The 12,642-nt window shown below is 61.9% G+C and carries 10 protein-coding genes; 8 read left to right on the forward strand and 2 right to left on the reverse strand.

What is annotated here, in order from left to right:
* Positions 1-10: 10 nt before the first annotated feature.
* Both ileS and AC5I5B_RS14595 read left to right on the forward strand, forming a co-directional pair.
* A complete protein-coding gene (ileS, locus tag AC5I5B_RS14590) occupies positions 11-2,914 on the forward strand; it encodes an isoleucine--tRNA ligase (RefSeq protein ID WP_111833683.1) in 2,904 nt (967 codons plus the stop codon).
* Positions 2,915-3,056: 142 nt separating this feature from the next.
* A complete protein-coding gene (locus AC5I5B_RS14595; protein WP_020811949.1) occupies positions 3,057-3,698 on the forward strand; it encodes a hypothetical protein in 642 nt (213 codons plus the stop codon).
* 50 nt (positions 3,699-3,748) lie between these two features.
* Here AC5I5B_RS14595 and AC5I5B_RS14600 read toward each other — a convergent pair whose 3' ends face one another.
* Positions 3,749-4,207, reverse strand: coding sequence for a nucleoside deaminase (locus tag AC5I5B_RS14600; protein ID WP_003503170.1), 459 nt, complete (start codon positions 4,205-4,207; stop codon positions 3,749-3,751).
* A 71-nt stretch (positions 4,208-4,278) separates the two neighbouring features.
* Here AC5I5B_RS14600 and AC5I5B_RS14605 point away from each other — a divergent pair, with 71 nt between their 5' ends.
* From AC5I5B_RS14605 to AC5I5B_RS14615, 3 genes are all read left to right on the forward strand, one after another.
* Positions 4,279-6,237: a pseudouridine synthase gene (locus AC5I5B_RS14605; protein ID WP_111833682.1), complete on the forward strand. Its 1,959-nt coding sequence runs from the start codon at positions 4,279-4,281 to the stop codon at positions 6,235-6,237.
* Positions 6,218-6,775: a 16S rRNA (guanine(966)-N(2))-methyltransferase RsmD gene (gene rsmD, locus AC5I5B_RS14610; protein ID WP_003503166.1), complete on the forward strand. Its 558-nt coding sequence runs from the start codon at positions 6,218-6,220 to the stop codon at positions 6,773-6,775. The genes AC5I5B_RS14605 and rsmD overlap by 20 nt, the downstream gene beginning before the upstream one ends.
* Before the next feature lie 187 nt (positions 6,776-6,962).
* A complete protein-coding gene (locus AC5I5B_RS14615) occupies positions 6,963-7,889 on the forward strand; it encodes a patatin-like phospholipase family protein (protein ID WP_111833681.1) in 927 nt (308 codons plus the stop codon).
* Between the two features lie 61 nt (positions 7,890-7,950).
* On the opposite strand, the gene AC5I5B_RS14620 is transcribed toward AC5I5B_RS14615, so the two are convergent.
* Positions 7,951-9,780 carry a monovalent cation:proton antiporter-2 (CPA2) family protein gene (locus tag AC5I5B_RS14620; protein WP_060722959.1) on the reverse strand — a complete coding sequence of 610 codons (1,830 nt, stop codon included), beginning with the start codon at positions 9,778-9,780 and terminating at the stop codon, positions 7,951-7,953.
* Between the two features lie 116 nt (positions 9,781-9,896).
* Between AC5I5B_RS14620 and AC5I5B_RS14625 the strand changes: the two genes are divergently transcribed.
* The 3 genes from AC5I5B_RS14625 to AC5I5B_RS14635 all read left to right on the forward strand — a co-directional run bounded on the left by AC5I5B_RS14625 (position 9,897) and on the right by AC5I5B_RS14635 (position 12,444).
* Positions 9,897-11,243, forward strand: a complete 1,347-nt coding sequence (locus AC5I5B_RS14625) for a TldD/PmbA family protein (protein WP_111833679.1) — start codon at positions 9,897-9,899, stop codon at positions 11,241-11,243.
* Positions 11,244-11,336: 93 nt separating this feature from the next.
* Complete coding sequence (locus tag AC5I5B_RS14630; protein ID WP_003503157.1) at positions 11,337-12,143, forward strand: 3'(2'),5'-bisphosphate nucleotidase CysQ; 807 nt, start codon at positions 11,337-11,339, stop codon at positions 12,141-12,143.
* A 61-nt stretch (positions 12,144-12,204) separates the two neighbouring features.
* On the forward strand, positions 12,205-12,444 hold the full coding sequence (locus tag AC5I5B_RS14635) for a DUF4170 domain-containing protein (protein WP_003503155.1): 240 nt from the start codon (positions 12,205-12,207) through the stop codon (positions 12,442-12,444).
* The last annotated feature ends 198 nt before the right edge of the window (positions 12,445-12,642 follow it).

A 12,642-nucleotide genomic window follows, 5' to 3' on the forward strand; every position in this document is an offset into this window, starting at 1 on the left:
CGGTACGATTATGAGCGACACCGCAGAAAAACTGGACTACTCCTCCACCCTCTATCTGCCGCAGACGGATTTTCCGATGCGCGCTGGCCTGCCGCAGAAGGAACCGGAAACGGTGAAGCGCTGGCAGGAGATGGGCCTCTACAAGCGCCTGCGCGCCTCCGCCGCCGGCCGCGAGAAATTCGTGCTGCATGACGGCCCGCCCTATGCCAACGGCAACATCCATATCGGCCATGCACTGAACAAGATCCTGAAGGACGTCATCACCCGCTCTTTCCAGATGCGCGGCTTCGACGCCAATTACGTTCCGGGCTGGGATTGCCACGGCCTGCCGATCGAATGGAAGATCGAGGAAGCCTATCGCGCCAAGGGCAAGAACAAGGACGAGGTTCCGGTCAACGAATTCCGTAAGGAATGCCGTGACTTCGCGGCCGGCTGGATCAAGGTCCAGGCCGAAGAGTTCAAGCGTCTCGGCATCGAGGGCGACTTCGAAAATCCCTACACGACGATGAACTTCCACGCCGAAGCCCGCATCGCCGGCGAACTCCTGAAGATCGCCCGCACCGGCCAGCTCTATCGCGGCTCCAAGCCGATCATGTGGTCGGTCGTCGAGCGCACGGCGCTGGCGGAAGCCGAAGTCGAATATGCGGATGTCGAGAGTGACATGATCTGGGTGAAGTTCCCGGTAAAGGACGCTGCGCCCGCGCTTGCCGGCGTTTCCGTCGTCATCTGGACGACCACACCGTGGACCATCCCCGGCAACCGCGCCATCGCGTTTTCTTCGCGGGTCGAATATGGCCTGTTCGAAGTCGAGAGCGCCCAGAATGATTTCGGTCCGCAGCCGGGTGAAAAGCTGATCTTCGCCAGGAAGCTCGCCGATGAGGCCGCAGCCAAGGCAAAGCTGACCTTCAAGATCGTTCGCGACGTGAAAACCGAAGAACTGGCCGCCATCACCTGCGCCCATCCTTTGGCGTCGCTTGGCTATGATTTCCCGGTTCCGCTTCTCGAAGGCGATCACGTCACCGACGATGCCGGTACGGGCTTCGTGCACACCGCGCCGAGCCACGGTCGTGAGGACTTTGACGTCTGGACCGCGCATCAGCGCGAGCTGGAAGCGCGCGGCGTTTCGTCGGCCATCCCATTCCCGGTCGGTGACGATGGTTTCTACACCGAAGACGCTCCCGGTTTCGGCCCGTCCGCCGAAGGCGGCGCTGCCCGCGTCATGGACGATAACGGCAAGAAGGGCGACGCCAACGACCGCGTCATCAAGGCGCTGATCGCTACCAATAACCTCTTTGCCCGCGGCCGTCTGAAGCACAGCTATCCGCATAGCTGGCGCTCCAAGAAGCCGGTCATCTTCCGCAACACGCCGCAATGGTTCGTCTATATGGACAAGGAACTGGGCGACGGCACGACGCTGCGTTCGCGCTCCTTGAACGCCATCGATCAGACCCGCTTCGTTCCGGCCTCCGGCCAGAACCGCCTGCGCGCCATGATCGAAGGCCGTCCCGACTGGGTTCTGTCGCGCCAGCGCAGCTGGGGCGTGCCGATCGCCGTTTTCGCAGACGAGCATGGTGAGGTTCTGGTCGACGAGGCCGTCAACGCCCGTATCATCGAGGCTTTCGAAGCTGAAGGTGCGGATGCCTGGTTTGCCGAAGGCGCCAAGGAACGTTTCCTCGGCAATGACCACGACCACGCCAAATGGCAGCAGGTCATGGACATCCTCGATGTGTGGTTCGACAGCGGTTGCACCCACACCTTCACGCTTGAAGACCGCCCGGACATGAAGTGGCCGGCGGATGTCTATCTCGAAGGTTCCGACCAGCATCGCGGCTGGTTCCATTCGTCGCTGCTCGAAAGCTGCGCGACGCGCGGCCGCGCGCCCTATAACGCCGTTGTCACCCATGGTTTCACCATGGATGAGAAGGGCGAGAAGATGTCCAAGTCCAAGGGCAACGTCGTCTCGCCGCAGGAAGTCATGAAGGACGCCGGCGCCGATATCCTGCGCCTGTGGGTCATGACGACGGATTACTGGGAAGACCAGCGTCTCGGCAAGGCCATCATCCAGACCAATGTCGATGCCTATCGCAAGCTGCGTAACACCATCCGCTGGATGCTCGGTACGCTCGCTCATTATGAGGGCGAAGAGATCGCCTATGACGATCTGCCGGAGCTGGAAAAGCTGGTGCTGCATCGCCTGTCCGATCTGGATAAGGTCGTGCGCGAGGGTTATGACGGCTTCGAGTTCAAGAAGATCGCCCGCGCGCTGGTGGATTTCGCCAATGTCGAGCTTTCGGCCTTCTATTTCGATATCCGCAAGGACACGCTCTATTGCGACGCGCCGTCGTCGCTGAAGCGCCGGGCATCGCTGTCGGTCATCGCCAAGCTGTTCGATTGCCTTGTTTCCTGGCTCGCGCCCATGCTGCCCTTCACCACCGAAGAAGCGTGGCTATCGCGTTATCCGGATGCGGAATCGGTGCATCTTGCCCAGTTCCCGGAAATCCCGGCGGAATGGAAGAACGACGCGCTGGAAGCGAAGTGGGAGAAAATCCGCAAGGTCCGCACGGTCGTGACAGGCGCGCTGGAAGTCGAACGCCGCGAAAAGCGTATCGGCTCCTCGCTCGAAGCCGCGCCCGTCGTGCACATTGCCGACGCCGATCTTCTGGCGGCGCTGAAGGGGCAGGATTTCGCCGAAATCTGCATCACCTCGGCCATCTCGGTGGTTGGTGACGAAGGCCCCGCCGATGGCTTCCGCCTGCCGGAAGTGGCAAAGGTCGTGGTCGAGCAGAAGCTGGCGGAGGGCGTAAAATGCGCTCGCTCCTGGCGCATCACCACCGATGTCGGTTCCGATCCGGACTATCCGGAGGTTTCCGCCCGCGATGCGGCCGCGCTGCGCGAGCTTGCAGCCCTCGCATAATGAAAATGGCCGGATGAATTGCGCTTTGCCTCTTCATCCGGTACACCTGCCTGAAAATGGCCGGATTTGCACGGCAATGCGGGCTGCCGCCTGCCGAAAGACGATGTCTGGCGCAGTGGGACGGACGGCTGGAAGGGTTTCGATGAAGACGATGCAGGGTAATGCGCAGGGTTTGGGCATGTTTCGCACGGTTGTTGGCATCACGGCGATAGGCGTGTTGCTCGGCGCCTGCACGAGCCCGACCTACGGTACGGGCAAGACGGCGGCTGAACAGCTTGTCGACGATCTTGGCAACGCGACCTCGATCACCGGTGACCAGAGCAAGCGCAACCTGAAATACAGCCCCCGCCCGGGTCTCGTCGTTCCCGCCCAGACCCGTGCCGAACAGCTGGCCACGCCGCAGCAGAACATGGCAAGCCGCGAAAACAACCCGCAATGGGTGGAATCGCCGGAAGAGACCCGCGAGCGCCTGCGCGACGAGGCGGATGCCAATAAGAACAACCCGCATTACCGCTCGCCGTTGCTCGCCGGTAACGGCACTGCCGGCCAGATGACCGAAAGCCAGAAATGGGAAGCCTTCCGCAAGGCGAAGGCCGAAGCCCAGGGCGGCTCGGTCGTCAACGCCCAGCGCAAGTTCCTCACCGACCCGCCGGCTGAATATCGCAGCGTCCCGCAGGATCAGTTGACCGATCTCGGCGAGCCTGAGCAGAAAAAAGAAAAGCGCCGCAAGAAAGAAGCGGCTGTCGCCGGCACCGGCAAGAGCTGGTGGAACCCCTTCCAGTAAAAACGAATGGCTGATGGCCTGCGGGAAAGCATGAGCCTCCCGCCGGCCGCTCAATCGTCGAGGCGTTTCTCGCGAAAGAATTGCCGCAGGATGTCGGCACTTTCGCTTTCCGCCAGCCCGGAATAGACATCCGGCGCGTGGTGGCAGGTCGGCTGGCTGAAGAAGCGCACGCCATTATGCACCGCGCCGCCCTTCGGGTCTTCCGCGCCATAATAGAGCCGGCGGATACGGGCGAATGAAATCGCCGCAGCACACATGGTGCAGGGCTCCAGTGTCACGTAGAGATCAGCGCCGGGCAGGCGTTCCTGCTCCAGCGCTTCGCAGGCCATGCGGATCACGGCGATTTCGGCGTGCGCCGTCACATCATTCAATTCACGGGTCCGGTTGCCGGAACGGGCGATGACGCGGCCGTCCAGAACCAGTACGGCGCCGATCGGAACCTCCTGCCGCTCGCCGGCGGCACGGGCTTCCGCCAGCGCCAGTTCCATGAAATGCGTCCTTTCGGCCATTGCGTTTCAATTTCCTCTTAACCCTTGTGCTTGGACCTGATAGGACAGCCCAAACAACAGGCAAACAGCAAATGACTTTTAAAGACAAGCCGAAGCGTGACGGCGGCAAGACAATTAGCCGCGACAAGAAGCCGAAAGGCCCCGGCAAGCCCGCCGCAGAGCGCGAAAAGAAACCGACCGAGGCAAAGGCCGCCCCGGCGCCGGAAACCGTTGGCGGCTCCAAGCCCGAGCGCATTTCCAAGATCATGGCGCGCGCAGGTGTGGCCTCGCGCCGCGATGTCGAGCGCATGATCATGGAAGGCCGCGTGTCGCTGAACGGCGTCAAGCTGGATACACCGGTGGTCAACGCCACGCTGTCCGACAAGATCGAAGTCGACGGCATGCCGATTCGCGGTGCCGAGCGCACGCGCCTGTGGCTCTATCACAAGCCCGCCGGTCTGGTGACGACCAACTCAGACCCGGAAGGCCGCCCCACCGTTTTCGACAATCTGCCGAGCGAACTGCCGCGCGTTCTGTCCATCGGCCGCCTCGATATCAATACCGAAGGCCTGCTGCTGCTCACCAATGATGGCGGTCTTTCCCGCGTGCTGGAACTGCCGACCACCGGCTGGCTGCGCCGTTACCGCGTGCGCGCCCATGGCGAGGTTGATCAGGCAGCGCTCGACAAGCTGAAGGAAGGCATTGCCGTCGATGGCGTGCTCTACGGCGCAATCGACGCGACGCTCGACCGTACCCAGGGTCACAACGTCTGGATCAGCATGGGCCTGCGTGAAGGCAAGAACCGCGAGATCAAGAACGTGCTCGGCGCACTCGGCCTCGAGGTCAACCGCCTGATCCGCGTTTCCTACGGTCCGTTCCAGCTCGGCGATCTCGCCGAAGGCAAGGTGCTGGAAGTGCGCGGCCGCATGCTGCGCGACCAGCTCGGACCGCGTCTGATCGAACAGGCCGGCGCCAATTTTGACGCGCCGATCTATAATGCGCCCGTTGAAGACGAGGAAGACAACACGCCGAAGCGGGCGGTGAAGTCCGAATGGGCAAAGAGCGATGCGCCGGAAGGCAAGCCGCGTTTCGACAAGGCTGCCGGCAAGCCGGAAGACCGTCGCGAAAAGGCGCTCGGACGGCTGGATACCAAGCGCGGCGACAAGCCGGCTGGCAAGTTCGGCTCCAAGCCCGCCGGGAAATTTGGCGCAAAGGGCCGCAGCGAGGATGATGGCGACGACCGCCGCCCACGCCAGCCCGCCGGCACCAGCCGCACGGCCAATGTCTGGATGGCGCCCGGTGCAAGGCCCACCCGTGATGGCAAGGAGCGCAAGTCTTCCGCCCGCGCGGAAGCCGAAAACCTCTTCAAGAAGCCTTCCGCCCAGGACGAGGCGCGCCGCAACGTTGTGCGGCATGCGGATGCCGATGGCGAGTGGATCCGCTCAGATTCCCCCCGCGAAGAAGAAGGTGGCCGCGGACGCGGCGACCGTCCGCGCGGCGAAAAGAGCTTTGGCGATCGTGGTGGCCGCGGCGGAAAGCCGTTCGGCGACCGGCCATTCCGCGACAAGCCGCGTGAAGAAGGTGATCGCCCGCGTGGCGACCGTCCGCGCGGCGAAAAGAGCTTCGGTGACCGCCCGGCGCGCGGCGGCAAACCTTTCGGCGACCGGCCGTTCCGTGACAAGCCGCGTGAAGAGGGTGATCGTCCGCGCAGTGACCGTCCACGCGGCGAAAAGAGTTTCGGTGATCGCACCGCCCGCGGTGAAAAACCTTTCGGTGACCGTCCGTTCCGCGACAGGCCCCGTGAAGACGGTGAGCGCCCACGCGGCGAGCGCCCGGCGGGAGACAAGCCTCGTGGCGGCAAGCCGGGCGGTAAACCCGGATTCGGCAAACCGTCCTTCGGAAAATCGGGCGAGCGTGGCGAACGTTCGGGTTTCTCAGGCAAGAGCAAAGGCCCCGGTGGTCCCGGCGGCGGCAAGCCGGGCGGCAAAGGCCCGGGTGGCAAACCTTCTGGAGGCAGGGGAATGACACGTAATGCGGATCGTAGGCGGTGAGTTCCGCGGCCGGACACTGGCCGCGCCGAAATCGAATTCCATTCGTCCGACCATCGACAGGACGCGGGAAAGCCTCTTCAACATTTTAAGCCACGCCTATCCGGAAAGTCTGGACGGCACGCGCGTTCTGGACGTTTTTGCCGGAACGGGCGCGGTTGGTCTGGAGGCGCTTTCGCGCGGCTGTCGTGTGGCGCTCTTCGTCGAAAACGGCGTCGAGGGCAGGGGGCTGCTCTGGGAAAATATCGATGCGCTGGGTCTGCATGGCCGCGCCCGCATTTTGCGGCGTGACGCCACCAAGCTCGGTGGTGTCAATAATATCGAGCCCTTCGATCTTCTCTTCGCCGACCCGCCCTATGGCCATGGCCATGGTGAGAAGGCTTTCTCTGCAGCCCATGGCGGCGGCTGGCTGACACCTGGCGCGCTTGCCATTCTGGAAGAGCGCGGCGATGTGGCGGTGAAGGTCGATCCGGTATTCAAGCCGCTCGAAAGCCGCATCTTCGGCGACACGAAAATGCATTTCTACCGCTACGAGCCCTAGAACCTTTCCAGGAAAAGTGGAGCCCGGTTTTCCGTCCGGAAATGCGACAGAACAAAGAGTTAGAGTGTTTTCGCGATTCGAAGAAAAGCGAAAACACTCTAATAGGAACGCCTCCCGTCACGCCACGGTCTTGTCTTGTTTGCCAAATAGGCAGAGTCTTTGCCGCGGAAAGAATTTGGGTGTTCGCATGGAGCAGGGTGTAAACGAAAGCATCACGATCGTCCGCGCCGGGGAAGAGGTTCTCCAAGTTGACGGCGCGGGTGGCCACGAGCCGACATTCGGACTGGCGCTCGGCGGCGGCGGGGCGCGGGGCATCTGCCACATCAACGTCATCGAGGCGCTGGACGAACTCGGCATCCGGCCCGTCGCGATTTCCGGTTCTTCCATCGGCTCCATCATCGGCGCGGGCATGGCAGCCGGCATGACCGGCCGCGAAATCCGCGAATACACGCTTGAACTCATGGGACGAAAGGGCTCGGTCGCCAACCGGCTCTGGAGCCTCGGCCCGGCATCGATGCGCCACGCGGTGGACGGTTTTCGCCTTGGGCAGTTCAACCTCGAACTCATTCTGCACGCGCTGATGCCGCAGGCTCTGCCGAAGGATTTTTCGGAGCTTGCCATTCCGCTCAAAGTGATAACCACAGACTATTACGCGCAGACCGAAGTGGTGGTGGAACGCGGGGAGATCATCCAGGCGCTGGCGGCATCCGCGGCCATTCCGGCACTGTTCATGCCTGTTCGTATCGATGGCCGCATCATGATCGATGGCGGCATCTTCAACCCCGTGCCCTATGAACATCTGCTGGATCGGGCCGATATCGTCATCGGCGTCGATGTCGTCGGCGGCCCCGAAGGCGACGGCACCACCATGCCGAACCGGCTGGACAGCCTGTTCGGCGCCAGCCAGCTGATGATGCAGGCGGCAATCGCCCTGAAACTGAGGTTACGCCCGCCGCATATTTTCCTGCGCCCGCCGGTGCACCGTTTCGGCGTGCTGGATTTCCTGAAGTCCGAGGAGGTGCTGAACGCGTCGGCTAGCATCAAGGACGACCTGAAACGGCAGATCGACATGCAGGTGGAGCTGTTTCATCGCGGGCAGGGTGTGGAGGCTTGAGCGGTACGTCCTGGATATTCGCTGGGAAACAAATGGCGCTCTTCCAGCCATCGCCTTTGAATCACAGCGAAACTTCCGTCTCGCTCTCCTCCGAACCCTCTTCCTCCTCCCACTTTTCCGCCTTGGTCTTCGGCTTCATCAGCGGTTCCGGCTTCACCTCGCGCACCGGCTTGTTGTGCAGCATCTGCCGGCCGGCGGCGAGGCCTTCGACGGCCTGAAGCTCCAGCCGCTGCTCGTCGCGTTCGCGAATATCGTCGGCAATCGCCAACGCCCTTTCGCCGTCCATGTCGAGTCCCTCCAGAATGCGCCTGCCGAACAGCAGGCCGGATTCCAGCGTTTCGCGGATTTCATATTCCACGCCTCTTTTCCTGAGGTCGAGGGAATGCACGCGGTCATAAGAGCGGGCATAGATGCGCACGCTTGGAAATTCTGACTGGATCATGTCGATGATACGGTCGGTGACCTCCTTTTTATGGGTGCAGACCGCCACGAGATCGGCCCGCTCTATGCCTGCGGCGATCAGCACGTCCTTGCGGGTGCCGTCACCGAAAAAGATGCGAAAGCCGAACCGGGCGGCCTGACGCACGCGGTCGGCGGAACTGTCGATGACGGTCACGTCGCGCCCGCCGGCGAGAAGGATCTGCGAGGCAATCTGGCCGAAGCGGGAAAAGCCGATCATCAGCACATCCGCGCCCGCCCCGTCGAAATCCTCTTCCAGCTTGTCCTCTTCCGCATCCTCCGCCGTCAGCCGCCGCGAAATCACGGCCAGAAGCGGCGTCAGCGCCATGGAAAGCGTGACAACGGCAACGAGGATCGAGGCGGTTGCCTGCGGAAACAGCCCGGAGGCCGCCGCCGTGGTGAAAAGCACGAAACCGAATTCGCCGCCCTGCGCCAGAAGCAGCGCAATCCGGCTCGATGCATAACGCGAGGAGCCCGCGATGCGGCAGAGGCCATAGATCAGGGCAGCCTTCACCGCCATCATCGCCGGCACGGCGATCAGGATGAGGACGATGTGCTCATAAACGATATGGATGTGCAGTGACATGCCGACGGCCATGAAGAACAGCGCCAGAAACAGCCCGCGAAACGGCTCGATATCGGCCTCCAGCTCATGGCGATAGGAAGATTCCGACAGCATCAGCCCCGCCAGCAGCGCACCCATGCCCATGGAAAGCCCGACCATCTCCATGATGGCGGCAGCACCGATGACGACAAAAAGGGCGGCCGCGATCATCACTTCACGCGCACCCGTGCGGGCGATGATCTGGAACATCGGCGTGAGCAGGTAACGCCCGGCCAGCACCATGCCCGCCACCGCAACGACGGAGGCGATGAGATCGGACACCATCGAATCCGTCGGCACATCCGGGCGGTTGGAAAGAATGGTGACGAGGGCAAGAAGCGGCACGATGGCAAGGTCCTGAAACAGCAGGATAGAGAAGGACCGGTTGCCATGCCGCGTATTCATGTCGCCGTCATCGGCAAGGATTTGCAGCGCAAAGGCGGTGGAGGAAAGCGCAAGACCGAAACCCGCAACCACGCTTCCCCGCCAGTCGATCAGCCCCGCCCACCATGCAATGGCCGCCAGCACGCTGCCGGTCACCAGCACCTGAGCCAACCCCAGGCCTAAAATATCGCGCCGCATCTGCCAGATGCGTGAAGGCTTGAGCTCAAGGCCGATGATGAAGAGCAGGAAAACGACGCCCAGTTCCGAGACGTTGAAGATGTCCTTCGCATCCGTGACCAGATGCAGGAACGGGCCGATGATGATGCCGGCGACCAGATAACCGAGCACGGTGCCAAGCCCGAGCTTGCGGAAAACGGAGGCCGCGATGACTGCGCCGGCCAGAAGCAGCAATGGTTCGGAAAAGAGAGCGTCGTGCTCGGTCATGCGGGCGGACTTTCGAATAGGGTGGCGACAAAACCGCCCGAATGGAGAAAGCGGCGTTTCGCCCTTGATGCGGGGTTGCTGGCACAATAAATGGAACAGGAATGAAAGGCCAACTCATGTCCTCAGAAATAGATTCTTCCAAACTTCTCGATCGTGCCAGCGAACTTGTCGATCTTGCCCGTGCCGCCGGTGCGGATGAGGCGGATGCCGTTGTGGTCCGCTCCCGCTCGCAATCCGTCGGCGTGCGGCTCGGCAAGGTGGAAAGCACCGAATCCTCCGAAAGCGACGATTTTTCCCTGCGCGTCTTCGTTGGCCGCCGGGTGGCGAGCGTGTCCGCCAATCCCGGCTTCGATCTGAAGACGCTGGCGGAACGGGCCGTCGCCATGGCCAAGGTCTCGCCGGAAGATCCCTTTGCCTGCCTGGCGGACAAGGAGCGGCTTGCGACGTCCTATGACGATCTTGAGCTTTTCGATGCGACTGAGGTATCGGCCGATCAGCTGCGTGAGGCAGCCCTTGCTTCTGAAGAAGCAGCACTCGGCGTCAAGGGCGTCAGCAATTCCTCCGGTGCCGGCGCATCGAGCGGCATGGGTGGTCTCGTCCTCGCTACGTCACACGGTTTTTCCGGCAGCTATATGGGCAGCCGTTTCAGCCGCTCCGTCAGCGTCATCGCCGGCCAAGGCACGAAGATGGAGCGCGACTACGATTTCGACAGCCGCCTTTATTATGCCGATCTCGATGCGGCCGAGGAAATCGGTCGCCGCGCCGGTGAAAAAGTCGTGCGGCGTGTCGGCCCGCGTCAGGTCGATACCGGCAGCAACATCACTGTGGTTTTCGATCCACGCATCGCCCGCGGCTTCGTCGGTGCGATTGCCGGCGCGATCAACGGCGCTTCGGTTGCCCGCAAGACCAGCTTCCTGCGCGACAGGATGGGTCAGCAGGTTCTGAAAAAGGGCCTCTATCTCACCGATGACCCGCAGATCGTGCGCGGCCCGTCCTCGCGTCCCTTCGATGGCGAGGGCGTCAGGGGCGAGAAGATGACGATGATCGAGGATGGTGTTTTGAAGCACTGGTTCCTTTCCACTTCGGCGGCGCGGGAACTTGGCCTTGAAACCAACGGGCGCGGCGTGCGCGGCGGCACGGCGGTTTCGCCGGCCTCTACCAATCTCGCGCTGGAGCCGGGCGATCTCTCGCCGGAGGACTTGCTGAGGCAGGTCGGAACCGGCTTTTACGTCACCGAGCTGATCGGCCACGGCGCCAACATGATCACGGGTGAATATAGCTGCGGCGCCAGCGGTTTCTGGATCGAGAATGGCGAAAAGACCTTCGCGGTTTCCGAGGTCACCATTGCCTCGAACCTGAAGGACATGTTCATGCGGGTCACGCCGGCCAATGATATCGATCGCAAATACGGCGTCGCGGCCCCGACGCTCGCCATTGAAGGCATGACGATCGCGGGCAAGTGAGGCGGCCTGCGGGTTGTTTTCGCCGACACTTTATGTGCAAGTGCGAAGAGAAAAACGGGCGCGCCGTTTGAGGCGCGCGGAAAAGACGGCAAAATGAACGATATGGCTGAAGCCCGCTGGGCCTCCGATCTGCGGCTGGTCCTTAAAGCCGCCCGCAAGGCGGGTGAGACGGCCCTCGGTTTCTTCCGCAAGGATCCCGAGGTCTGGTGGAAAAATGGCGGGCTTTCGCCGGTCAGCGCGGCCGATTACGCCGCCAATGAAATCCTCGAAACCATCCTGCGCTCCGCCCGGCCGGATTATGGCTGGCTTTCCGAAGAGACGGATGACGATACCGACAGGCTTTCCCGCTCCACCGTCTTCGTCGTCGACCCCATTGACGGTACCCGCGCCTTCATCGGCGGCCGGGATACATGGTGCGTCAGCGTCGCGGTGGTGCATGAAGGCCGACCGGTGGTCGCGGCTCTTGTCGCTCCGGCGCTTGCGGAGGAGTTTACCGCATTTGAAGGTGGTGAAGCTCTGAAGAACGGGTCACCCGTTTTTGCCGCGCGCGAAAATGCCGGCATCTTCCATCTGGCAGCGCCCGAAGACGTGATCACGCATCTGCCGGAAGAGGTGCGCAGCACCGTCAAACGCATTCCACACGTGCCCTCGCTCGCCTACCGGCTGGCCATGGTGGCGGATGGCCGCATCGACGGAACGCTGGTCAAGGCCAACTCGCATGAGTGGGATCTGGCCGCCGCCGACCTCATTCTGGAGAAGGCCGGCGGTCGTCTGGTCGGGCTCGATGGAAAACCTCTGATGTATAATCGCCGGCAGGTTAACCACCCCGCATTGTGCGCTGCAGCAGATTATGCGCTGCCTGCACTTTTGAAAGCGTTTTCACATCTGTCTGACAGTTGACGTTTGCCGGGAAATCCCGCAGATGAAGGCCTCTCTCAGCGTTTAAGAAAGAGACTAAGAAATGACGGAATCTGGCAAACCGAAACAGCTGCTGCACCTCGTCTTCGGCGGCGAACTTGAAAACCTTCAGGATGTTCAGTTCCGGGATTTGAACGCGCTCGATATCGTCGGCATCTATCCGGACTATGCTTCCGCGCTCACCGCATGGAAGTCCAAGGCGCAAATGACTGTTGATAACGCCCATATGCGTTATTTTATCGTGCATATGCACCGTCTTCTCAATCCGGACGATAAAATTTGAGTCCTTTTGCCCTTGCGTTGTAATACTATTGGGTGAAGGCGAGCTTTCCCGTGATTCCTGCGCGAGCGGCGCAGGCCGGGAATGCCGGAGCGAGAAAATGTGATCGCGCTTTCGTTTCCGATGACAAAAAATGACGCAATTTGAGAAGAAGTAGGCGGCGATAACAACCAGAACAGGGGCAGGGCATTGCGCGGAATG

Source organism: Agrobacterium sp., from assembly GCF_059499945.1.

Coding starts and splice junctions, on each gene's coding strand:
- ileS (WP_111833683.1), top strand. CDS start 11: ATGAGCGACACCGCAGAAAAACTGGACTACTCCTCCACCCTCTATCTG.
- AC5I5B_RS14595 (WP_020811949.1), top strand. CDS start 3,057: ATGAAGACGATGCAGGGTAATGCGCAGGGTTTGGGCATGTTTCGCACG.
- AC5I5B_RS14600 (WP_003503170.1), bottom strand. CDS start 4,207: ATGGCCGAAAGGACGCATTTCATGGAACTGGCGCTGGCGGAAGCCCGT.
- AC5I5B_RS14605 (WP_111833682.1), top strand. CDS start 4,279: ATGACTTTTAAAGACAAGCCGAAGCGTGACGGCGGCAAGACAATTAGC.
- rsmD (WP_003503166.1), top strand. CDS start 6,218: ATGCGGATCGTAGGCGGTGAGTTCCGCGGCCGGACACTGGCCGCGCCG.
- AC5I5B_RS14615 (WP_111833681.1), top strand. CDS start 6,963: ATGGAGCAGGGTGTAAACGAAAGCATCACGATCGTCCGCGCCGGGGAA.
- AC5I5B_RS14620 (WP_060722959.1), bottom strand. CDS start 9,780: ATGACCGAGCACGACGCTCTCTTTTCCGAACCATTGCTGCTTCTGGCC.
- AC5I5B_RS14625 (WP_111833679.1), top strand. CDS start 9,897: ATGTCCTCAGAAATAGATTCTTCCAAACTTCTCGATCGTGCCAGCGAA.
- AC5I5B_RS14630 (WP_003503157.1), top strand. CDS start 11,337: ATGAACGATATGGCTGAAGCCCGCTGGGCCTCCGATCTGCGGCTGGTC.
- AC5I5B_RS14635 (WP_003503155.1), top strand. CDS start 12,205: ATGACGGAATCTGGCAAACCGAAACAGCTGCTGCACCTCGTCTTCGGC.